A 23,716-nucleotide genomic window follows, 5' to 3' on the forward strand; every position below is an offset into this window, starting at 1 on the left:
AATATTCTTTTACCTATGTTTTGTATGTAACGTAACAAATATAACAAAAATCTTTTGAAAATGACATAGAATTGTCACAATTTCGGTTACTCTAATTTGGTAAAATGATAATGCTGTATAAATTTAACATATTCCTTTTGGCATATTTTTGGACTTAATTTGATTTTATTATACATAGTAGGTGATTACATGACAGTTAAAGAGAAAGTGAAACAAGAATTTATAAAAAAACAATTTTATAAATCGTATTTAAATGAAAATGAAAACAATATCCATCCGATTGCAGTTTTAGCTGACCTTTACAACGAACAAAATGATGATATGGATCTTTCATCTATCCGATTTGCACAAGGTGAAGTTTATTTTGAAAATAAAGATTTTGAATCTGCAGTTTTCAAATGGGAAAAAGTCGGAAATCAGTTAAGTGATTGGGCAAAGAAAAACATTGCTGATTCTTATTATGAAATTGGTGCATTTGAAACAGCAGAAAAGCTATATAAAGAAGTTAAAACAGATAGTAGTACTTTAACATCTGAAATATTCTTAAATTTATTCTCACTTTATATCGATGTTTCGAAATACGAGGAAGCAGACCGTATTATTAAAGAAGCAGTTAAATATAATCCTGATTATCCAAATGTAACAAGAATTGCACGTAATTTTTATGAAAAACATCACGATTGGAATAGTGCTGTAGCTCTAGCTTCAGATGAATCAATTCGTACAGAAGATTTAAAATGGTTTGTTGTATTAAGAGAATACATTATAAATGGTGTAACAAAAGAAATGGCACCAAGTTATTTTGTGCAACCGTTACTATCATTGGCTAATGTTGATCTTGAGCACTTTGAATTAATGGTAGAAGCACTTTGGAATAGTTACAGAGAACAATCAGTTTATGTAAATTGGTTGCAAACATTCAATGATATGTTATTCCAAATTAACGTTGAGACAGGTGTAAAGTGGAATCGTTTGCCATCGATCTATTCAATGACTTACGAAGAATTAGTTGAAGGTGACTATTTTGTAGCTCAGCTTGAAGAAATGATGCCAAGCTTCTTAACAAATTGGTTACGTATTACAGATATTAGGGGTGCAGTTTTAGCAACAACTGCAACACTTGCATGGGATCGTTTATTCCCAGGCCGTATCGATTATCAAATTGTTGCTGATGCAGAAAGAGCATTTGAACAGTTAATGAAAACGCCTGATTGCTTCGAAATTGGCAAAGAATTATTTGAAAACATCTTACAATGGTCTGTTTTAAATGAAATAGAAGTTGGTGACCGTTTTGAATGGTGGACAAGTAAAATAACTCAATTTGAAAATACAACAATGCTTGTTGCAGGTACATCAGGTAACGGTAAATCTTCATTTGTTAACTCACTTTTAGGTGAGAAAATGATGGGTTCTTCTACTTCAATGCCAGTATTATTTGAACAAGATAATGAATCGAATATTATCGTATTTTCGAAGGAAGGAAATACACAGCTTCCTGAATTTGCAGATTTTTATGATTTAACAACAGTTGAAAATAATCTGCTAAAAGGTGATGAATTAGTATACTATAAATTACCAAATTCATTTTTAGAAAAGCACCGCTTATCAATCATTGATACTCCTGGAATTGATGGAAACCAGGTTAATACAAAAGCATTATTACAATCTGTAAAACTTGCAGATCGTCTTGTTTATGTTTTAAATGCTACTGCACCATATACAGAAAACGAACGCTCTTTACTAGTTAAAATTCAAAAGGAATTACCAACTCTTCCGATTCACTTTATTTTAAATAAGATGGATTCAATTTATAGTAAAGAAGAAATTGATCGAGTTCGTGCTGAAATCCAAGCGAAAGTTCGTGTAGATTTCCCTAGCGCTAAAGTATTACCTTATTCTTCAATTTATAGTAATCAAGATCAATTTAAAGATTTAGAATTATTTATAGAGAATAATGTTCTATCAACTGATGCTAATTCTAAACAAACAGAGAAATTATTATTAGCTATTCGCAAATTAATTAATTTCCTATTAGAAAAACGAGTTGAGAAAGAAAACGAACTACGTGCTAATGTTGAATGGAATGAAGTTCTTGATGACAAATTAAATGGTCTATTACATTCTTTAAAAGATAAAGAAATGGAGCATTTAAATACAATTAAAAGCTCGTATCGTGAATTAAAAGACGAATTAAAATATGACCTGAAGCTAAGTATTCCTGGTCTACTAAAAGAATGTAAAGAGTTAATCAAAGAAGATAGTGATTTTGGTACAATTCTTGAAACGATAAACGAAGAGATGAATCTTCGAATTGGTGAGTATGTAAGAGAGAATACTTTACCAAAACTAAATGAAGCTCTTCAAAACTGGATTAAAGAATCAGGTATTTTATTAGAAGGTACTCAAAGCTATTTAACTGAAATGAGTGATTCTTTAAATGATTACATTGGAAATGAATATTTAAATCTCGAGTGTGATTTTAAAGTATTAGATGACTGGCGCCGTGATGCTGATCGCATGACTAGTATGACTCAGTTAGATGACATGAATATTTTATTAAATTCTTCACCATCTCAATTCATCTTAAAGAGCTCAGGAATCTTATTAGGTTTACTGCCACAAAATAAATCAAAGCTTGTTGCTCAATATCAAAAGTATGTTGATAATGTTAACTATGATGATGTAACATCAGAATTATCAACGAAGTTTTTCCTACAATTTGAAATGTTTGAAAAAACTTTACCAAGAGATTTATCAATGTTCTTACATGCTCCATTTGAGCAAATCCATGAACTAGTTGATGAAACAAGAGTAGCAATTGCTAACTATAATCAAACAATAGAAGATATGAAATCAAATCCAAGTATTTACTTTGATCCGATCACATTCTTCACAGTAAGATTAAGACAATTAGAATTTTTAACATTACGTAAATAATAGGAAAAGAGTGTGCTAAATGGCACACTCTTTTTTCTTATTGATTTATGCAATTATTTATAAAGCTTACATTCAACTATTCCTCTGTTTCTTCTTCAAACGGAATATGTACAACGATTGTTTGGTAACCTTCTTTAATTTTTACATAACCACCCCATGGGATTTGGAGTATTAAAAAGGCTCCTTTCGTATCAATTGAAAAATGTGCAATTTTTTCATGTTCTTCATCGAGTAAAAGCACTTCCCGCTCATTCCCAACTGTTCTAATACCAGGATGGCAATGAATTTGTATTTTCCAGTTGCCAAGTCTACTTAATAAGAAATGACTCATAAAATAGATCACCTTCTATCGTTTAGTTTCTTCAAAACGAACTAATGAAACATATTGGGAGAACAGTACGAAAAAACAGATGAGGCTATCTTTAAATTAATTCTATTCTAAAGAATGGTAACTTAAAACTATTTAGGATTATTCGAAAAATATTTCTTACTCATAATGAAATTGATGTGTGAGAAATAAAGTGGAAAATTTGGGTTAGAAGAATTCATGAGTATGTAAAAATGCAAAAGTTTGAAAAACAACAATACGCTTTTTGAAGAAAGTATCTCCGAGAATTTAGGATAGAGGCTGAGGAGATAAAAAAACAGATTGATAAGAAAAGTTTAAAAGAGTTGCTAAAATAACTCTTCTTTTCTTTGTTCTTCAACGATCTGGGAGTTTAGTTACTTTAAGATTCTTTAAGATTCTTTAGAATTCAATTAAAAAAAATGTATAATGCAGGAGATTCTAATTTTTACGTCAAACTCAAATCATAAGCATTTACATAGCAAAATATATGCTATATGGAAAGTTGTAGTATTGAAAGAAGGTGATACATAACCCAAAGCCGATCGCCAAAAGAAATGACTGGAAAATTTAAAATCTTGGTAGTCGGGTAGCCTCAGGAGCGTCTTTTGATTTCTAGATTGTTGGTAAAATCTTATTTAGGAACTAAGGAGAGGTGTAAGGATGAAAAAAAGAAACCGAAAATTAATAGTACCGACTGTTGCTTCATTGTTAACATTATCGTTGTATTTCCCAGGAGGCTCAACTTTTGCCGCAGCTTCCAAACATGTACAACTTATTCAGGCAACTCCAACCGCTGCAAATCACGGCACTTCCATTGGTCATAAAAACCGCAACTCCAAAGCTTCGATAACTATTGCCCTTCAGCTAAGAAACAGCGATCAACTGGATAATTATATTGCCAGCCTTAAAAACCCTAACTCAAACAACTACAAGAAATACTTAACTCCCGACGAATTTAAAAATCAATATGGCCCAACTGATACAACTGTTGCTAATGTTAAAAGCTATTTGACAAGTCAAGGCTTTAAAGTCGAAAATGTTTCTTCCAATAACGCCTTTATTACCGTCAGTGGCACCATTGGTCAAATGGAGGATACTTTTGGTGTAACTATAAATAATTATAAAGATTCAAATGGCCAAACCTATTACGCCAATGATCAAGCTCCTTCCATTCCCGCTGAATTTTCTGGGGTGATTACGAATGTTGAAGGTTTGAATAATGAACCACATTATACACATTCGAAAATTAGTAGTTCATCTATGCAAGTCTCAGGGCAGAACATAGCAGTGACACCGAAAGTGGGGAGTGGTCCAGCTGGCGGTTATACACCGGCTGAATTAAAAGGTGCTTACGATATCAACCCTCTGGCTTCTACTGGATATACTGGATCTGGCCAAACTGTAGCAGTCATGGAGTTGGACGGATATAAAGCAACGAACATTAGTACCTATAACAACTACTATGGCCTAGGAAGCCCTGCACCAACAAATGTATATATTGATGGTTATAGTGGTGCTGCCGGTCAAGGTGCAATCGAAGTTGAACTTGATATTGAGGTAATCAATGCAATTGCGCCAAAAGCACAGGTGGTTGTATACGAAGGGCCAAATAGCGCCCAAGGCTTAATTGATACTTATCAAAAAATTGCCTCTGATAATAAGGCAAAATCAATTTCTGTTAGCTGGGGGATCGGTGAGCAGCATGAAGCAAGTGCAACCATGAATAGTTTACATACCATATTCCAACAATTTGCAGCTCAAGGACAAAGTATTTTTGCTGCCTCTGGAGACAATGGTGCCTACGATTCAGGAGGTAGAACTTTAGAAGTCGATAGTCCCGCAAATGACCCGTATGTGACTGGTGTTGGTGGAACACACCTGAATTTAAGCGGTACTTCTTACAGTTCAGAATCCGTTTGGAGTAACAAAACAAACAAATCAGGTGACGGAGGAGGATTATCTAAAGTTTATGCTATGCCGTCATTCCAGTCAGGTCCTGGAGTCCAAAACAGTTATTCGAATGGTAAAAGGGAGGTTCCTGATGTATCAGCAGCTGCCGACCCTAACACCGGATATTCAATCTATACTGGAGGAGCATGGCATGTAGTCGGTGGAACATCAGCTGCCGCACCATTATGGGCTGGAATCGCTGCACTCAATAATCAATTTGCATCAGCAAATGGTAAGGGAAACCTTGGTCAAGCAAATCCAACTCTTTACCAAGTCTTTAATACAACTCAAAAATATGCAGCATATCATGATATTACGTCTGGAACAAACTTGTACTATCCGGCTACATATGGCTATGATATGGCTTCAGGTATTGGGACACCAGATGCGTATAATTTAATTCGCGATATAAATGGGTTTTAAAGTAGTAAAAAGACAGTCTCCAAATATTGGAGGCTGTCTTTTTTGTTAATGAGAGAAATTAAGAGTGATTTTAAATTCAACCTTTTTCTGTAAAAAAAAAACGAACTAGTGAATACTAAATGAAAATCAATCTATGAAAATATAAGCTACTAACTTCAAATAAATCATAGATATATTTGGTTGCATAAGAAAAATTAGATTTGCTAATGTCTGAAGAATGTTTTATGTATGTCGTTGTTACTATGTTTTGCAATTGGACGATTAAATTTGATTTTGGTAATACTTTACAATTACATACAAAAAATGTATTATACATACATATAAATGTATGTAAGGAGAATATCATTTTGCCTAGAAATAAATATCCAGAAATAACAGAAAAAAAAATTTTGGATACAGCAACTAAGTTATTTTTAGAAAAGGGATGGGAACAAACTACTATTCAGGATATTGTAGATGAAATTGGTGATTTAACTCGAGGGGCATTTTACCATCATTTTAAATCAAAAGAGGATATTATCGAAGCTGTTCTCAATCGTCTTGCAACTGAAAACGACCCATTTATAGAAGCTAAAAATATTACTGGATTAAACGGACTGGAAAAGTTGAGAATGGCATTTTTATTGTCATTTGAAAATATTGGTCAATTAGAAGCCATTAAAACGATACCAAAGATCCTAAACAATCCTAAAATGATTGCCAAGCAATTAATTGAGTGTGTCAATTCAGGGGCTCCTGATATTCTTGCCTTTATCGAAGAAGGGGTAATAGATGGGTCTATTTCTGTCCAATATCCTAAGCAGACAGCTGAAACTTTTATGTTGTTGACCAATATATGGTTAAGTCCTATTATCTTTTCAGTAGACACTGAAGAATATCTATTAAAAGCAAAACACTTACAAGCTTTATTTAATAGTATTGGACTTCCAGTAATTGATGACCAAATAATTGATACCCTTGTAATGGTTCATAAAACGTTAATAAATATCTAAGGTGACTGCCATTTGGCAGTTTACTTTTATATAAATACATACATATATATGTATGTAAAAAGGGGAGATATAGATATGGATTATGAATACGCTGTAAAAATTTCGAGGCTAGTAAAGACCTTTAATAAAAAAGAGGTTATTAGAAATTGTAATATGGCCGTTCCAAAAGGAAGAGTTTACGGACTATTGGGTGTAAATGGAGCTGGAAAAACTACAATTTTAAAAATGCTTATAGGGTTACTTCACCCAACTGCCGGACACATTAAAATTTTTGGTAAGGATATTCACGAGAATAAAAAATACATATTAAGGAACGTAGGAAGCATTATAGAGACTCCAATTTTCTATGAACATTTATCCGCCACAGAAAATTTAGAAATTCATCTTTCCTATATGGGGATTCAAGATATTGATATAAAAAAAACATTAGAAATAGTTGGGTTAAATGAAATAGGTAATCAACCTGTTTCTCAATTTTCTTTAGGTATGCGTCAGCGATTAGGGATAGCAAGAGCTATTATCCATCGCCCAAAACTTTTAATTTTAGATGAACCAATCAATGGGCTAGATCCAGTTGGGATACGTGAAATTAGGGAGCTTTTTCTATATCTTGTAAAGGAATATGGTATGACGATCATTGTTTCTAGCCATATATTAAGTGAAATTGAACAGATCTCAGATGTGGTAGGAATTATCGCAGATGGAAGTGTTATTAAAGAAATAGAGTTGTCTACTAACAAAAATGAAATAGCAGATGGATTAGAAGAATATTTTGTTAATATTGTCAAAGGAGGGATGAAACAAAATGTTTAATTTAATGAAACTTGAATTAAAAAAAGTAAATATTCGTTCCTATATTTATTCTGCCTTTATCATTGGAATCTGTATGTTAGGAATAATCTATCTATTCGCTTTTGCGCCAAAGATTGAACCAACAGACCCGGACATGAAAATTTTTGCAGGATATGAAAGAATCATTCCATTATTTAGTACAGTATGTATGTTTGCCTTTAGCTTGTTATCTTCTGCAATGTTTTCAAAAATTGTAATTGAAGAATATTCAGGTAAACGGACAATACTACTCTTCTCATACCCAAATAGTAGAAGCAAAGTTTTTTTTGCGAAGATCACATTCGTTTCACTTTTTGTAGCAACTGCAATGATCGTAACGAGTATATGTATATACATAATTTTCGGTATTAGTGAATCTATTCATCAATTGGTTGAAGGAAACATAACTTTTGAACTAATAAAAAGGGGACTTAAACTCACATTTTATATGTCAATTTCTGCCGTAAGTGTTGGTATCATTTCCATGGCAATCGGCTTTATAAAGAAGTCTATAACAACTACGATTATATCCTCAGTCTTGCTTTGCTCATTGCTTAGTAACATAGTGGCAGGCTTTATATCTTCAGATCGTCCAATCATAATTTTTACAATAATACTTGTATTGCTATGTGTTTTCGTCATGAACATAATCTCAAATAGAATCAACACAATGGAGGTGTAAGAATTTAGCGACCGACTGCTTTTACAGTTTTTTATAAACTTATTACTAGTAAATGAATCAAATGTTTCTACTGGTACGAAAAATAATAAAAATATTATAAAAAGAACATGAGGTTTCTATTTTCATGTTCTTTTTTATTTTTACCTTTAAAAGGACTAGATACGCTTTTTGGTTATAAATATTTTGATGTTATAGGAATCCTATCTTGTGATTAGTCCCAAAAAATTACTAGAAATTCTTTATTAGGGGAGCGACGTATTAAACAAACTTGTTGTAATAAATTGTTCATGTTATTGAAAATCTATTACAAAGTAGAGTGATTTGAAGTAAAAGCGCTTGCATTTTTTTAATTATGTTTTTATAATACTTGTATACAAGTATACTCGTATGGAAATGAAGGTGAACTAATGTCAGAATTAAAGCAATATCTTTATCCGGAAAAATGGCTTTCAAAAGCTTCAGCTGGTGATCGTGTAACATATGAATTAAGGATGCAGATAATTTCTGGACTAATTGAAAGCGGTACCAAGTTATCAGAAAATAAATTGGCTGCCGATTTTAATGTAAGTCGTTCTCCTATTAGAGAGGCATTAAAAACACTAGCATCTGAAAATCTAATTCGTTTAGAAAGAATGGGTGCTGTTGTTATTGGATTAACTGATAAAGAAATAGAAGAAATATATGATGTGCGATTACTGATCGAAACATTTGTATTTGAACGGTTGGTAAAATTGGACACGAAAGAATTGGTTCTGGAACTGAGTAAAATTCTTGAAATGATGAAAATTGCAATTAAATATCAAGATGCCGATGAATTTTCATTTCAAGATGTATTATTCCATGAAACGATTATTCGAGCGATTGATCATTCATACATTTTGATGATCTGGAATAATGCTAAACCAGTAATGGAAGCGTTTATACTTTTATCAATGAGAGTACGGTTTAAGGAAAATTACGAAGACTTTGAACGAATAGTCGAAAATCACCAATTATATATTGATGCAATTAGTACAAAGAATAGAGATCTTATGATTCAATCTTTACATCAAAACTTTGATGATGTTCAAGGAAAAGTAGAAGATCTTTGGAGATCTCAACAAATGTTTTCAAAAGGAGTAGAACAAGAATAATGACAAACTATATGTTAGGGTTAGACATCGGTACCACAAGCACAAAAGCCGTTTTATTTACTGAAACAGGTGAAGTCATCCAACAAGAGAATATCGGATACCCACTCTATACACCTGATATTTCTACAGCTGAACAAGACCCAGAAGAAATCTTTACAGCTTTAGTACAAGCAATATCTAAAATAATGAAACAACATCCTCAAAAAGAGATATTATTTATTTCTTTTAGTAGTGCAATGCATAGTTTAATTGTCATGGATGAAAATGATCAACCATTAACGCCTTGTATTACATGGGCAGATAATCGAAGTGAGGCTTGGACTCATAAAATTAAAGATGAATTAAATGGTCACGAAATATATAAACGAACAGGAACTCCTATTCATCCAATGTCTCCTTTAAGTAAGATTACATGGATTGTAAATGAACGACCAGAAATCGCTCAAAAAGCGAATAAATATATTGGGATTAAAGAATATATATTTAAAAAATTCTTTGACCAATATGTTGTCGATCATTCACTTGCTTCAGCCATGGGTATGATGAATCTTAAAGCATTAGATTGGGATGAGGAAGCTTTACAAATTGCAGGGATTACAACTGATCAACTATCTAGACTAGTACCTACTACGGAGATTTTTACAAACTGTAATCTTGATTTAGCTAGACAAATGGGAATTGATCCAAAAACTCCTTTTGTAATTGGTGCAAGTGATGGCGTACTTTCCAATCTTGGTGTGAATGCCATTCGAAAAGGAGAAATTGCAGTAACAATCGGGACAAGTGGTGCAATTAGAACCATTATTGACAAACCACAAACTGATGAAAAAGGACGAATATTTTGTTACGCATTAACGGAAAAACATTGGGTCATCGGTGGACCAGTGAACAATGGCGGTATGATTTTTCGCTGGATTCGTGATGAATTTGCGGCTTCGGAGGTTGAAACTGCAAAAAGATTAGGTATTGATCCATATGAGGTTTTAACAAAGATTGCCGAAGGAGTAAAACCTGGGGCAGATGGCTTGTTATTCCATCCTTATTTAGCAGGTGAACGTGCACCATTATGGAACCCTGATGTTCGAGGATCCTTCTTCGGCTTAACGATGGCACATAAGAAGGAGCATATGATTCGCTCTGCACTTGAAGGCGTTATATACAACTTATACACAGTATTTTTAGCTTTAATTGAATGTATGGATGGACCAGTATCCAAAATCCAAGCAACTGGTGGGTTCGCAAGATCAAATGTATGGCGTCAGATGATGTCCGATATTTTTGATTTAGATGTAGTTGTACCAGAAAGCTATGAAAGTTCTTGTCTTGGTGCTTGTATTTTAGGTCTTTATGCAACAGGAAAAATAGAATCCTTTGAAGTAGTATCTGAAATGGTCGGTAATACGCACAAACATACTCCTAATGAAGATGCAGTAAAAGAATATCGAGAGTTATTGCCAATCTTTATTAGCTTATCGAGAGTGTTAGAAAAAGATTATAAACGGATTGCTAATTATCAAAGAGGATTAATTAACAAAAATAAATAGAATTTCGGGGGGGATTTCCATGCCACTAGTTATAGTAGCAATCGGAATAGTAGCATTACTTGTTTTAATCATGAAGTTTAAATTAAATACTTTCCTTTCATTAATTATTGTTTCATTTGGAGTTGCTTTAGCACTTGGAATGAAACCAGATAATATTGGCACAACCATTGAAGCTGGATTAGGCGGAACACTTGGTCATTTAGCATTAATCTTCGGACTTGGTGCAATGCTTGGTAAATTGATCGCAGATTCTGGTGGCGCTCAACGTATTGCGATGACTCTTGTAAACAAATTCGGTGAAAAGAACATTCAATGGGCAGTAGTTGCTGCTTCATTCATTATCGGTGTCGCTTTATTCTTCGAAGTAGGATTAGTATTATTGATCCCGATTGTATTTGCCATATCAAAACAATTAAAAGTTTCTATTTTATATTTAGGTATTCCAATGGCGGCTGCTTTATCTGTTACACATGGTTTCTTACCACCGCATCCAGGTCCGACTGTAATCGCTGGTGAATACCATGCAAATATTGGTGAAGTATTACTTTACGGATTTATTATTGCTTTACCAACTGTTTTTATCGCAGGTCCTTTATTTACAAAGCTTGCTAAAAAACTAGTACCTGAATCCTTCACAAAAACGGGTAATATTGCATCTTTAGGTGAACAAAAAACATTTAACCTTGAAGAAACTCCTGGTTTTGGAATCAGTGTATTTACAGCTTTACTTCCTGTTATTTTAATGTCATTTGCAACAATTGTTAATTTACTACAAAAAACAATTGGATTTGCTGATAATAGCCTACTTGTAGCGATCCGCTTTATTGGTAATGCTGGTACTGCGATGGTGATTTCATTATTAGTTGCGATTTATACAATGGGATTAGCTAGAAAAATACCAATTAAAGAAGTTATGAATTCTTGTACAACTGCAATTACACATATTGGAATGATGCTCTTAATCATCGGAGGAGGCGGTGCCTTCAAACAAGTGTTAATTGATGGCGGTGTTGGTGATTATGTAGCTGAGTTATTCAAAGGAACTTCAATGTCACCGATTTTACTTGCTTGGATTATTGCAGCGATCCTACGAATTTCCCTAGGTTCTGCTACTGTTGCAGCTTTAACCACTTCTGGTTTAGTTATTCCAATGTTAGGTCATTCTGACGCTAACTTAGCTTTAGTCGTTCTAGCAACTGGAGCTGGTAGTTTAATCGCATCACACGTTAATGATGCAGGTTTCTGGATGTTTAAAGAATATTTTGGGTTAAGTATGAAAGAAACTTTCTTAACTTGGACATTATTAGAATCAATTATTTCCGTTTGCGGATTGGTCTTCATTCTTTTACTAAGTTTATTCGTATAATGGAAAAAACCAGCGGGGGTGTCTTACTTTTCACCCACTGTTGGTTAATTAATCATAAAGGGCAGTATCCTCACTATAATACTTAGAATCCTCATGTATTATAGAAGTGGATTACTGCTCTTTATTTAATTATCGTTTTGCCAGTTTTCGAGAACCAACCGACCTCTTGGAAGAACATGACAATTTCAACTAGGTAATCTATTGGGTAATAATAACCTATTACTAATAGAAAGTTATAGTTCTACAAGATTATATGTTTAAGTCTTAGTTCATATTGATGTTTTGGTTAAATAGCCTTAATTTAGAGCTTGCAAATTGTATTAGTTCTTTCTATTATTAATAAATTTGGACTAGCTAAAACATCTGACAAATGACATGATCAAATCTTTTAATGGGGTTAAAAAAAGATTGTAAAGTTTACAATCTAATTGTTAGAATTCTATCTTTTTAATTGACATAGAACGCCCACGGAGTTATATTAGTTTCAGACAGTTAGAATTCTAATTATTCGGAGGTGAACGATTTGATTGATACACCTTATACGAGACTTCTTAGTACCATTATGCATAAGGTACGGGATCAATTGTCGTATCGTACGAAAGAACTTGAAGTAAATCCACAACAAGGTAGGATGATCAGTTATATCGCTGAGCATCAGGATCGAGGTATAATTCAAAAGGATTTAGCAGATGCATTTAATAGAAGAGGTGCAAGTATAACAAGCATGCTTCAAGGGCTTGAAAAGAATGGGTATATTGGAAGAAAAATCCAAGCTGATAACGAACGCCAGAAACAAATTTTCGTATTAGAAAAAGGTAGAGAAATCGTTAATCAGATTGATGATATGTTTTTGGCAATGGAATCACGTTTAACAGAGTCATTAACTGAAGAAGAAAAAAATGAATTTTTACGCCTATTGAAAAAAATTGAATCAAACCTTTGAGTGACTACGGCCATTAAGGTCGTATCGGTAAATGGTTAGAAACCTAAAAGTTAGAATTCTAATTATATATAAACAAAAATTATGATCAAAAACCAAAATAAAAAAGATAAGATTCGGGAGGATGGAATATAATGGAAGGATTTGAAGTAGATCAATCTAATATTTATTATTTAAAAGAAGCACCGATACGAAAAGCGTTAGCTCGTTTATGTATTCCAATGATGATTGGGATTTCTGCTGGTACAATCTATAACTTAATAAATGTATTTTTTATCGGTTTAGTACATGATACTGCGATGTTAAGCGCCATTACATTAGGTTTACCAATCTTTACAGTGCTAATGGCGATTGGGAATGTATTTGGGGTTGGTGCAGGAACTTTTGTTACTCGTCTCTTAGGTGAAGGGAATCTTCATAAAGGGAAATCAGTAGCAGGCTATGCTTTTTATATGAGTATTATATGTGGATTGATTATTGCAGTAATTGCCTTATTATTTGTTAATCCAATTGTTCATTTGTTAGGAGCAGATGCTTCAACATTGCTTTATACTAAGCAATATACGATCACCCTTTTTATTGGTGGCTTTGCATTTATTTTGAACTTTGCATTAGAACAAATTGTGCGTTCTGAGGGTGCTGCAAAAGAATCGATGTATGGAATGTTTATTAGTGTAATTTTTAGCATCATATTTGATGTGTTATTCATTTTAGTTTTAAACCTTCATGTAATGGGGGCTGCCCTTTCAATGGTTTTTGCAAATATCGCCGCAAGCATATATTACATTTGGTTTTTAGAGAGAAAAAGTGAAACTTTAAAAGGTTTCTTAAAGCATTGGAAAGTATCGATGACCGATCAATTAGAAATCTATAAAGTCGGTGTTCCAGAGTTATTTAAAATGTCATTTATGATTGTTACAACTCTACTATTAAATAATTATGCAATTGAATACGGCGAGCATGTTGTAGCAAGCTTCGGGATCGCTGTAAGGATTGCACAACTTCCAGAGTTTATTACGATGGGCTTATTTATAGGAGCCATTTCTTTAATTGCTTATAATTTTGGTGGGAAAAATAAACCGCGTCTAACTGAAACATTAAAAGAGTTAACTCTATGGATTGGCGGAATCTCAATTGTATTTGGTGGAATTGTATATATATTTAAAATTCAAGTACTCGGTTTATTTACAAGCGATTCAGCCGTGCTTAGTATAGGAGCACTAATCTTAACAGCTCAACTTATTTCATCTGTTTTTAACGGATTCACAGGTTTATTCACTAGTATCTTCCAAGCGTCTGGTGAAGGGCTTGCTACAGGGATCATGTCAATTACACAAGGTGTGCTTTTCATTCCAGTTGTCATCATCTTACATCATTTTTATGGATTAAATGGCATAATTTGGTCTTTAACACTTACTGAGGGGATTACATTCGTTATGGGGGCTATTTTAATGATTCCTTACTTAAGAAAACTTAAGAAAATGCCAGATAACAGCCTAGCTCATTAAAATCACTAAAATTGTGAATACCATCCCATAGACTGGAAATAAAGCATAAGTACATTAAAATACTTATGCTTTCAGACTGTTGTCAAACGCTCGCTTTCTTCGTTGCTTCGCCTGTTGAGCGTGCTCATTACCGTCTAGGGTAACTCCGCTCCTCACCAGACTTCGCGCCTCGAAAGACAAGCGCTTGCAATCAGTCTGAAACACAAGTTTTTTGTACTCCGTATTGGCGTATTATCATTCCATGAAAAAAGCTTTTCGCTCAGTTGTAATCCATTTCTCTAAATTGTCTTGGCTACGTCGAACAAGTCTATTCACTAGTACATCGTGCCATATATAATCTTCTAATAAGTAAATATGAACTGGATCATTTGTATAAAAAGCAACACTACGCTCCTCAATTGATGGTCCATAAATCATCTCTTTAGAATCAATCGACAAAATAAACCAATGATCTGTAGACTTGGTCTCTGTAAATGGCGTAATGCGATGACTTTCTAGATTCCCAATAGGATTTTCGACGTGTAGCGTAATTCCTTGAATAGTTGCTTTTTCAGTCGCATGGACCAGTTCTTTTTTCAAAACCTCATACATTTCGTCCCACATGGAAATTACAATCCGTTTTTCTGCTTTTTTTATTAGCGTCTCACAATAGTTAATAATCGTTTTATAATCTTTTAAAGTAATTACCCGGTTGTCCACTTTTTCACCAAATGATTCTAAATCTTTTAAAGAGTCACTTACTACAGAATAAGTTGATTGCCACTCCGATTGGGCCTTCTGTAAAAAGATATCAACGGGCAGAGGTGAATACCGAGCCACGTCATTTATTTCCTCTTTCAAGACAATTCCCTTTTCAACAAGATTACCTAGCACATCATAAATACGTGCTCTTGGTATACCTGAGTCCTTGCTAACTTGGTAGGCTGTAACAGGACCTTGTTTAACGAGTGATACATAAGATTTAGCTTCATATTCGTTAAAACCTAATTTTTTGAACTGTTGCACTAGATCTTCCATTTTTTTGCACTCCTATTTTTGTTTATGTAATAAATTTACAATAACTATTTACAGATAGCAATTTGTTAGTTACTATTTCAGTAGTGACTACATAGGAAGGTTGATAGAAATGCATCTAGACTCATCTTTATTAATTATTTTAATTTGTTTTGGATTTTTAGCTTCATTTATTGATTCTGTTGTTGGGGGAGGTGGGTTGATTACACTACCTGCATTATTATTCACGGGGCTTAATCCTGCCGCGGCAGTAGCTACCAATAAATTAGCAGCGACAATTGGCTCTCTAACAAGTACATTAATGTTTTATCGTTCAGGTAAAATCGAATTAAAATCAGTTCTTAAATTTTTTCCACTCTCATTTATTGGCTCATTATTGGGTGCATACACTGTACATTTGCTAAACCCTGAAATGCTTAAGCCATTGATGTTAATTATGCTCGGAGCAGTAGCAATTTTTACTATTTTCAAGAAAGAATGGGGAAGTAATTCAACACAAAAAAAATTATCCATTTATCAATTCATTATTTTTTTAGTTACGATCTTTGCAATTGGCTTCTATGATGGGTTCATTGGACCTGGAACTGGATCATTTTTAATTTTTGCTTTTTTGATGATTGGGTTTGATTTTTTAAAGTCTGCAGGCAATGCAAAATTTTTAAACTTTAGTAGCAATATTGCTGGATTGTTAATGTTTATGTTTTTAGGTCAAGTAAACTACACCTATGGAATAATAATGGGAATTGCACAAATTGCTGGTGCGATTTGTGGGTCGAAATTTGCAATAAAAAAAGGAAGTGGTTATGTACGTGCGCTATTTATAGCAGTGACCTGTTTATTATTAGTGAAGAATATTTATGATTATATTCAATAACTAGTAAAATACAGTTCTTCCTACAAGGACACAGTGAAAGTGGTACTTGAAATAACCATTGATAACTTAAAAATGTAGGAAATAGAACAGGATTCAAAAAAACACTCCAGCTTTTCGACTGGGGTGCTTGCAGAATGTTGAAATATAAAATGGACAGACGTAATTTAAGGGAATCTTCTTATAATATTATTCATTTTTTGATGATCTAATAATGATTTTAATATGTTTGAGCAGGTTTATAATATCAACAAACTCTAGTTATTGTTTACTCTTGAAAAGTGAAAAATATTTAAGAACTAATTTTTAGAAAAATAAATTCAAATGATTATTATTATAAGTTATGTTTGAAAATTATTGATCTACAATCTGTTACGCTAATCTAAGTAAAGGATATTAAATTAGGTTTTTAGTGTAATCATTTTTTTTGAGAAAAAGTTGATTGGAGCGGAGGGGTGCTCGACTCCTTTGGGATATGCGGGAAGGTGAAGACCCCGCAGGCGCGCCGAGGAGGCTAAAGAATCTCGCCCCATGGAAAGCGAGCACCCCGTAGTGGAAATCAACCTCACTAAACTCCTTTACGAAAATTTGGGAATTAATTGTCAAGGTAATTTTTTCCACATTATGAAAGCACCCCAGTTTATCGACTGGGGTGCTTTTTTGTGACGAAATCCAAACTTAACTGTCCTATAAGCAACAAATCTATAGAGAATCCATTGAATTAGGTTTATAGATTTGAAAAAATTGTGACAAAATATAATCATACACAGAAAGAATAACTTATTATAATATAATTTTATTGAATTTGATGAAAATGTGAGGTAAGATTGTTTGGTCTGAAAATTAGTCCAATTGGGAACTTTATACAAATTAATAATCGGAGTTGTTGTTTATGTCACCAAGAGTACCTAATACTTTTATAATCATTTTAGGTTTTATGTTATTTGCACTGTTTTTTGGAGCAGGAAATCTAATTTTTCCACCCATACTTGGACAGTTAGCCGGAAAAAACTTATGGATAGCCAATGCAGGTTTTTTAGTTACTGGAGTTGGATTACCATTGTTAGGCGTTACAGCTTTTGTTTTTTCAGGTGAAAAAAATTTGCAATCTTTAGCTAGACGGGTACATCCGTTGTTTGGTATTGTATTTACTACGGTTCTCTATCTAGCAATTGGTCCTTTTTTTGCTATCCCTAGATCAGGGAATGTATCGTTTGAAATTGGCGTTAAACCTTTTTTATCAAATGATGCAAATCCTGGTGCATTAATCATATTTACAATCTTATTTTTCACAGTTACATGCTTGTTATCACTTAATCCTACAAAGATTATTGATGTAGTAGGAAAATTTCTAACTCCTATTAAATTAACGTTTATCGGATTGCTTGTTGTTATCGCTATTGTTCATCCAATTGGAAAATTTCAAGAGCCATTTAAAGGATATACAACAAATGTGTTTTTTAAAGGTTTCCAAGAAGGCTATTTAACAATGGATGCTCTTGTAGCTTTTGTTTTTGGAATTATTATTGTAAACGCAATTAAAGGAAAAGGAGTTACGACTAAAAAACAGCTTATGATCGTTTGTGGAAAGTCAACAGCAATAGCTGCTTCACTTTTAGCAATAATCTATACTGCTCTTACTTATATGGGCGCTTCAAGTGTTGAGAAACTTGGTCGATTAGATAATGGTGCTGAAGTTTTAGCGAAAGTTTCAGACTATTATTTTGGTTCCTATGGAGCAATATTATTAGGTTTAATGATTACAGTGGCATGTTTGACTACTAGTGTTGGACTGATCACTGCTTGTTCTACTTTTTTTCATGAAATGTTTCCAGCCATTTCTTACAAAAAAATTGCGATCATTCTGACTGTGTTTAGTACTCTTATAGCAAATATAGGTTTAACACAGCTAATTAAAGTTTCAATTCCTGTATTAATGACACTATATCCTATCGCTATATCCTTAATTTTCTTAACATTCTTACACTATACATTCCAAGGTAGGTCAGAAGTGTATCAAGGCAGTTTGATCTTAACTTTTATTGTGAGTCTATTTGATGGGTTAAACTCAGCTGGAATACAAATTGAAGTAATTCATCATTTTTTCACTAAGTACCTCCCTTTGTATAGTTTAGGTTTAGGTTGGATTGTGCCAGCTATTGTTGGTGGTTTTATTGGTTATTTTATTAGTATTTTACGCAAGAAAAATAAGAAAAATATTCCAAGTTCAATTCGAAAGATCAGTTAATTATAGGAAAATAAAGAAGCTTTTTAACTGTAAAAATTCTTAATAAGTTAGTAATGGTTTTAGGGGAGAAGTTTTTAAGATTGATTCAAAAAGTGACACTTGTTTCATCAGGAAGGGGAGGAAATAGAATGGCACAAAAGGAATTGAAAAAAGGATTGAAAGCGCGCCATATTCAGATGATTGCATTAGGCGGTACAATCGGTGTAGGATTATTTATGGGTTCAACGAGTACAATTCATTGGACAGGCCCATCAGTAATGCTTGCTTATGCAATTTCGGGGATTTTTATCTTCTTCATTATGCGTGCAATGGGGGAAATGCTTTACCTAGAGCCAAGTACAGGTTCATTTGCGACATTTGGCCATAAATATATCCACCCTTTAGCTGGGTATATGACTGCATGGAGTAACTGGTTCCAGTGGGTTATTGTTGGAATGTCAGAAATTATTGCAGTTGGGGCATATATGAAGTATTGGTTTCCAGACCTACCTGCTTGGATACCAGGAATTATTGCAATTGTGATTCTTGGTGCAGCAAATTTAATTTCCGTTAAATCATTTGGTGAATTTGAATTTTGGTTTGCAATGATTAAAGTCGTTACAATTTTATTGATGATTGTTGCAGGGTTTGGTCTAATTTTCTTCGGTTTAGGAAACGGAGGAAATGCGATTGGAATATCTAACCTTTGGAAAAATGGCGGCTTCTTTACAGGTGGTTGGTCAGGTTTCTTCTTTGCACTTTCACTAGTTGTTGGAGCTTATCAAGGCGTTGAATTAATTGGTATTACAGCTGGAGAAGCAGAAAATCCGAAAAAGACATTAAAAGAAGCGATTCAAAGTCTTATTTGGCGTATTTTAATCTTCTATATTGGTGCTATTTTTGTAATAGTAACGGTTTTCCCTTGGGACCAACTAAATTCGATTGGTAGCCCGTTTGTTGTAACTTTTGCAAAAGTTGGTATTACAGCAGCTGCTGGAATTATTAACTTTGTAGTAATCACTGCTGCAATGTCTGGTTGTAACAGTGGTATTTATAGCGCAGGACGCATGCTATATACATTAGGTGTAAATGGACAAGCTCCAAAATATTTTACAAAAGTCTCAAATAACGGAGTGCCTTTATTCGGTACGATTGGTGTACTAATTGGTTTAGTAATCGGCGTTATTTTAAATTTTATTGCACCAAAAAACTTATTCGTGTATGTATACAGTGCAAGCGTACTTCCTGGGATGATCCCGTGGTTTGTCATTCTAATTAGTCATATTCGTTTCAGAAAAGTAAAGGGAGATGAAATTAAGAATCATCCTTTTAAAATGCCTTTTGCACCATTTACTAACTACTTAACATTAGCTTATTTAGTTTTGGTCCTAATCGGTATGTGGTTTAATGATGACACGCGTATATCACTTATTGTGGGAATTATTTTCTTGGCAATCCTTGTCATTTGTTTTTATGCTTTCGGTATCGGAAAACGTGTACCATTAGATGCTCAAACAGATGAAAAGGTAGCTAACTGATCAATCACTTAGTTTGATAATAAGAGGTACTATAGTTATACAATAAAAAAATAAATTTTTTTAACAATCAATGCGTTCGTATTATAAAATCAACCAGTAATTAAGATGGATGAGATTATCATGCGAGTGCATTTTTTTATTGTCTGTATAATGAATCAGCAGTATCTATTTAACCTAAAATAAAAATTTTTTTAAAATTTATACGGAAAATAAAAAATAAATATTTTGACTATTTTTGCATTTTATGACAAAATGATGAAAACTAAATAGTAGGGAATAGGTGTAAATGAAGATCATAGTTTGAAATCATTTACTTAAAAGGGAAGTTTGGTTTAATTCCAACACGGTCCCGCCACTGTAATAGAGGAGTAAATAAGAAGATGCCACTTATTAATTTAGGGAAGGCTTTTATTTACAAAGATTCTTAAGTCAGGAGACCTGCCTATTCTAACGACGCTGTTTGACCTACGAGAGATAGGGAGGTGCCTTATGGAAAGAAAGCTTAAGTTAACGTATTCTAATTATTTATGTTTTCCAACTTAAAGGCATTTTTGTCTCTTATGAGATAAAAATGCTTTTTTATTTTAGATAAAAGGAGAGGGAAAAAATGGTAAAAATAAGTAATTTAGGATATCCGAGAATTGGTGAAAATCGTGAATGGAAAAAAACGTTAGAGAGCTTTTGGCAAAAGAAAATTAATGAAGAAGAATTTGAAAAAGAAATGAAATCATTGAGAATAAGCTCAATAAAGAAACAGCACGATTTAGGTGTGGAGCTAGTCCCTGTAAATGATTTTACGTTTTATGATCATGTGTTAGATATTGCTACTATGTTTGGTTGGATTCCTAGTCGATTTGGTGAAATAAATGAAAAACCTAGTCTAGAGACATATTTTGCATTAGCAAGGGGTAGTAAAAACATTGTAGCTTGTGAAATGACGAAGTGGTTTAATACAAATTATCACTATATCGTACCTGAATATCAAAAGGACAAGCAATCTAGATTACTATACAATAAGCCGTTAGAAGCATACAAAGAGGCATTACTTGAGCTTGGTATAAAAACGAAACCTGTCATTCTAGGAATCTATACATTTGTACAGTTAGCAAAAGGTTACCAAGAAGAAGAAAAACGAAACATAATTAATAATCTAGTAAGCCTATATATTCAAATGCTTAAAGAGCTTGAGAATGAAGGTGTTGAGTGGGTACAAATTGATGAACCATGTTTTGTGTTAGAAGAATCAAGCGAAGATATTCGGTTTATGAAAGAAGTTTATGCTCAAATCGCAAAAGCTGTCCCTTCATTATCAATAATGCTACAAACTTACTTTGAAGCAGTTGAACAATATGAAGAACTAATTTCATTCCCTGTAGATGGCATTGGACTTGATTTTGTACACGGTAAAGATGGAAATTTACAGTCAATACTCGAGCACGGATTTCCAAATGACAAAGTACTAGGTGTAGGAATAGTTAATGGGCGTAATATTTGGAGAAATGATTTAAATGATTGCATTAAGTTTTTGAATTCTCTCAAAGAAGAAATAAGTCCCAAAGATTGGTGGATTCAACCATCTTGTAGTTTGCTTCACGTACCAGTTACAAAAACTGAAGAGAATTTATTAAATGAAACATTATTTGATGCATTAGCGTTTGCCGATGAAAAATTGGAAGAGTTAGTTATATTAAAAAGTTTATTAATTAACAAAGCGAGCATGTTTGATAATGAAGTTAAATATGCAAGTAATTGTTTAGAAAATTTAAAACAACTTAGTGAAAAAAATCAATCAACTCGTAATGAATTAGAATCCATTAATGAAGAAGATTTTAGAAGACCAGTACCATTTCATTTAAGATATCCTTTACAAAATAAAGTAATGAATTTACCGATTTTACCAACGACTACTATTGGAAGTTTTCCTCAAACGAAGGAAATTAAACAAGTAAGACAGCAATGGCGAAAAGGAAATATCGATGAATCGGAATATATGAATCAAATTAAATTGAAAATTAATGAGTGGATTGAAATTCAAGAAAATATTGATATGGATGTATTAGTACATGGCGAGTATGAGCGTACGGATATGGTTGAATATTTTGGTGAGAAACTAGAGGGATTTGCCTTCACGAAAAAAGCATGGGTTCAATCTTATGGATCGCGCTGTGTAAAACCGCCAATTATTTTTAGTAAAGTCGAATTTACAAAGCCAATTACTGTAAATGAAACTGAGTATGCACAAAGTATAACAACTAAACCAGTCAAAGGGATGTTAACAGGTCCTGTTACAATATTAAATTGGTCGTTTGTTCGTGAGGATCGTACAAGAGAGGAAATAGCAAATGAAATTGCGTTAGCTTTACGTAAAGAAGTAAAAGCACTAGAAGCTGCTGGTATTTCAATTATTCAAGTTGATGAACCTGCAATTCGAGAAGGTTTACCTTTGAAGCAAAAAGATTGGAATCAATATTTAAATTGGGTAACGAGAGCATTTCGTTTAGCTACTTCAAGCGTCCGAAATGAAACGCAAATACATACACATATGTGTTATAGCAATTTTAGCGATATTATGAACACAATTATTGAATTAGATGCAGATGTTATTTCAATTGAACATGCAAGAAGTCATCAAGAATTTTCTACTTATTTATCTGAGTCTCCTTATCCATTTGGAATTGGTTTAGGCGTGTATGATATTCATAGTCCAAGGGTACCATCGGTTGAGGAAATGGAAGAGAATATTTTAAGTTCTTTAAAAGTGTGTGATGCAAATAGATTTTGGGTTAATCCAGACTGTGGTTTAAAGACACGAAATGAATCTGAGGTAATAGATGCCTTATCAAATATGGTAAAATCTGCAAAAAAAGTTCGAGAAAAATATTATTCAATTATTTAATGATAGGGTGAAATCGATGAGTGGTAGATACGTAAAAGAATCTAGAGTATTTGATAGTAGTAGAATATTTCCATCTGACTTAAATAACCATGGTACATTATTCGGAGGAAAAATGCTTGCCGCAATGGACTTAATTGCCTCCATTTCAGCTACAAAGCATTCGAGAATGGAATGTGTAACCGCATCGATGGATTCAGTAGAGTTCCTATGTCCAGTTCGAGAAAGTGACTGCATATATTATGAATCGTTCGTGATCTTAACAGGCTCAAGCTCAATGGAAGTATTTGTTCGAGCTACTGCCGAAGATCTACTTTCAGGTGAAAAAAGAGTTGCTGCAACATGTTTTGTTACATTTGTTGCACTTAAAGATGGTAAACCACATAAAGTAGTAGAGGCAATACCAGAAACTGATGAAGAAATTAAATTACAGCAATTAGCATTTAAACGTTTAGAAAGTCGCCAATTAAGAAAAAAATTAAGTAAGGAATTGGCATTAATTTGGAAAGAATAAAAAG

General features: G+C 33.3%; 17 protein-coding genes and 1 riboswitch. Of the genes, 15 read left to right on the top strand and 2 right to left on the bottom strand.

The genetic code is table 11. From position 1 onward, the window contains the following. Positions 1-189: 189 nt before the first annotated feature. Entirely contained in the window at positions 190-2,937 is a 2,748-nt protein-coding gene (locus AB1282_RS14850; RefSeq protein WP_429899399.1) for a dynamin family protein, read from the top strand. A 76-nt stretch (positions 2,938-3,013) separates the two neighbouring features. Here the strand turns inward: AB1282_RS14850 and AB1282_RS14855 are convergent, their stop codons facing one another. Then, positions 3,014-3,268 carry a hypothetical protein gene (locus AB1282_RS14855; protein ID WP_056470561.1) on the bottom strand — a complete coding sequence of 85 codons (255 nt, stop codon included), beginning with the start codon at positions 3,266-3,268 and terminating at the stop codon, positions 3,014-3,016. Positions 3,269-3,946: 678 nt separating this feature from the next. On the opposite strand from AB1282_RS14855, the gene AB1282_RS14860 reads away from it, so the two are divergent. From AB1282_RS14860 to AB1282_RS14900, 9 genes are all read left to right on the top strand, one after another. After that, positions 3,947-5,659: a S53 family peptidase gene (locus AB1282_RS14860; RefSeq protein ID WP_429899400.1), complete on the top strand. Its 1,713-nt coding sequence runs from the start codon at positions 3,947-3,949 to the stop codon at positions 5,657-5,659. A 347-nt stretch (positions 5,660-6,006) separates the two neighbouring features. After that, entirely contained in the window at positions 6,007-6,651 is a 645-nt protein-coding gene (locus tag AB1282_RS14865; protein ID WP_390310457.1) for a TetR/AcrR family transcriptional regulator, read from the top strand. Positions 6,652-6,726: 75 nt separating this feature from the next. Beyond that, on the top strand, positions 6,727-7,464 hold the full coding sequence (locus tag AB1282_RS14870; RefSeq protein WP_056470553.1) for an ABC transporter ATP-binding protein: 738 nt from the start codon (positions 6,727-6,729) through the stop codon (positions 7,462-7,464). Then, positions 7,457-8,164: an ABC transporter permease gene (locus tag AB1282_RS14875; RefSeq protein ID WP_429899401.1), complete on the top strand. Its 708-nt coding sequence runs from the start codon at positions 7,457-7,459 to the stop codon at positions 8,162-8,164. Before AB1282_RS14870 ends, AB1282_RS14875 begins: the two co-directional genes overlap by 8 nt. Positions 8,165-8,571: 407 nt before the next feature. Then, positions 8,572-9,297 (top strand): GntR family transcriptional regulator, encoded by a 726-nt coding sequence (locus AB1282_RS14880; RefSeq protein WP_056470549.1) that lies wholly within the window; start codon positions 8,572-8,574, stop codon positions 9,295-9,297. Continuing rightward, on the top strand, positions 9,297-10,841 hold the full coding sequence (gene gntK, locus AB1282_RS14885) for a gluconokinase (protein ID WP_056470546.1): 1,545 nt from the start codon (positions 9,297-9,299) through the stop codon (positions 10,839-10,841). Before AB1282_RS14880 ends, gntK begins: the two co-directional genes overlap by 1 nt. A gap of 19 nt (positions 10,842-10,860) precedes the next feature. After that, on the top strand, positions 10,861-12,207 hold the full coding sequence (locus tag AB1282_RS14890) for a GntP family permease (RefSeq protein ID WP_056470543.1): 1,347 nt from the start codon (positions 10,861-10,863) through the stop codon (positions 12,205-12,207). Between the two features lie 514 nt (positions 12,208-12,721). Then, on the top strand, positions 12,722-13,150 hold the full coding sequence (locus AB1282_RS14895; protein WP_429899402.1) for a MarR family winged helix-turn-helix transcriptional regulator: 429 nt from the start codon (positions 12,722-12,724) through the stop codon (positions 13,148-13,150). Positions 13,151-13,281: 131 nt separating this feature from the next. After that, entirely contained in the window at positions 13,282-14,655 is a 1,374-nt protein-coding gene (locus tag AB1282_RS14900; protein WP_429899403.1) for an MATE family efflux transporter, read from the top strand. 234 nt (positions 14,656-14,889) lie between these two features. Here AB1282_RS14900 and AB1282_RS14905 read toward each other — a convergent pair whose 3' ends face one another. Further along, on the bottom strand, positions 14,890-15,672 hold the full coding sequence (locus AB1282_RS14905) for a TrmB family transcriptional regulator (protein WP_429899404.1): 783 nt from the start codon (positions 15,670-15,672) through the stop codon (positions 14,890-14,892). 109 nt (positions 15,673-15,781) lie between these two features. Between AB1282_RS14905 and AB1282_RS14910 the strand changes: the two genes are divergently transcribed. The 5 genes from AB1282_RS14910 to AB1282_RS14930 all read left to right on the top strand — a co-directional run bounded on the left by AB1282_RS14910 (position 15,782) and on the right by AB1282_RS14930 (position 23,712). After that, positions 15,782-16,543, top strand: a complete 762-nt coding sequence (locus AB1282_RS14910; RefSeq protein ID WP_390310445.1) for a TSUP family transporter — start codon at positions 15,782-15,784, stop codon at positions 16,541-16,543. A gap of 889 nt (positions 16,544-17,432) precedes the next feature. Further along, entirely contained in the window at positions 17,433-18,788 is a 1,356-nt protein-coding gene (gene brnQ, locus AB1282_RS14915) for a branched-chain amino acid transport system II carrier protein (RefSeq protein WP_056470531.1), read from the top strand. 128 nt (positions 18,789-18,916) lie between these two features. Further along, positions 18,917-20,305: an amino acid permease gene (locus AB1282_RS14920; RefSeq protein WP_056470529.1), complete on the top strand. Its 1,389-nt coding sequence runs from the start codon at positions 18,917-18,919 to the stop codon at positions 20,303-20,305. 261 nt (positions 20,306-20,566) lie between these two features. After that, positions 20,567-20,765: riboswitch (cobalamin riboswitch) on the top strand. Positions 20,766-20,912: 147 nt separating this feature from the next. Then, positions 20,913-23,201, top strand: a complete 2,289-nt coding sequence (gene metE, locus AB1282_RS14925) for a 5-methyltetrahydropteroyltriglutamate--homocysteine S-methyltransferase (RefSeq protein ID WP_429899405.1) — start codon at positions 20,913-20,915, stop codon at positions 23,199-23,201. A gap of 16 nt (positions 23,202-23,217) precedes the next feature. Continuing rightward, positions 23,218-23,712 (top strand): acyl-CoA thioesterase, encoded by a 495-nt coding sequence (locus AB1282_RS14930; RefSeq protein WP_429899406.1) that lies wholly within the window; start codon positions 23,218-23,220, stop codon positions 23,710-23,712. The last annotated feature ends 4 nt before the right edge of the window (positions 23,713-23,716 follow it).

Origin of the sequence: Gottfriedia sp. S16(2024), from assembly GCF_050473765.1 — a bacterium.
Classification (GTDB): domain Bacteria; phylum Bacillota; class Bacilli; order Bacillales; family Bacillaceae_G; genus Gottfriedia.

What these genes read in the sequence shown, in the direction of transcription:
- metE (WP_429899405.1), top strand. Translation starts at nt 20,913, where the DNA reads ATGGTAAAAATAAGTAATTTAGGATATCCGAGAATTGGTGAAAATCGT.
- AB1282_RS14890 (WP_056470543.1), top strand. Translation starts at nt 10,861, where the DNA reads ATGCCACTAGTTATAGTAGCAATCGGAATAGTAGCATTACTTGTTTTA.
- AB1282_RS14870 (WP_056470553.1), top strand. Translation starts at nt 6,727, where the DNA reads ATGGATTATGAATACGCTGTAAAAATTTCGAGGCTAGTAAAGACCTTT.
- brnQ (WP_056470531.1), top strand. Translation starts at nt 17,433, where the DNA reads ATGTCACCAAGAGTACCTAATACTTTTATAATCATTTTAGGTTTTATG.
- AB1282_RS14875 (WP_429899401.1), top strand. Translation starts at nt 7,457, where the DNA reads ATGTTTAATTTAATGAAACTTGAATTAAAAAAAGTAAATATTCGTTCC.
- AB1282_RS14855 (WP_056470561.1), bottom strand. Translation starts at nt 3,268, where the DNA reads ATGAGTCATTTCTTATTAAGTAGACTTGGCAACTGGAAAATACAAATT.
- AB1282_RS14860 (WP_429899400.1), top strand. Translation starts at nt 3,947, where the DNA reads ATGAAAAAAAGAAACCGAAAATTAATAGTACCGACTGTTGCTTCATTG.
- gntK (WP_056470546.1), top strand. Translation starts at nt 9,297, where the DNA reads ATGACAAACTATATGTTAGGGTTAGACATCGGTACCACAAGCACAAAA.
- AB1282_RS14900 (WP_429899403.1), top strand. Translation starts at nt 13,282, where the DNA reads ATGGAAGGATTTGAAGTAGATCAATCTAATATTTATTATTTAAAAGAA.
- AB1282_RS14850 (WP_429899399.1), top strand. Translation starts at nt 190, where the DNA reads ATGACAGTTAAAGAGAAAGTGAAACAAGAATTTATAAAAAAACAATTT.
- AB1282_RS14910 (WP_390310445.1), top strand. Translation starts at nt 15,782, where the DNA reads ATGCATCTAGACTCATCTTTATTAATTATTTTAATTTGTTTTGGATTT.
- AB1282_RS14930 (WP_429899406.1), top strand. Translation starts at nt 23,218, where the DNA reads ATGAGTGGTAGATACGTAAAAGAATCTAGAGTATTTGATAGTAGTAGA.
- AB1282_RS14905 (WP_429899404.1), bottom strand. Translation starts at nt 15,672, where the DNA reads ATGGAAGATCTAGTGCAACAGTTCAAAAAATTAGGTTTTAACGAATAT.
- AB1282_RS14880 (WP_056470549.1), top strand. Translation starts at nt 8,572, where the DNA reads ATGTCAGAATTAAAGCAATATCTTTATCCGGAAAAATGGCTTTCAAAA.
- AB1282_RS14920 (WP_056470529.1), top strand. Translation starts at nt 18,917, where the DNA reads ATGGCACAAAAGGAATTGAAAAAAGGATTGAAAGCGCGCCATATTCAG.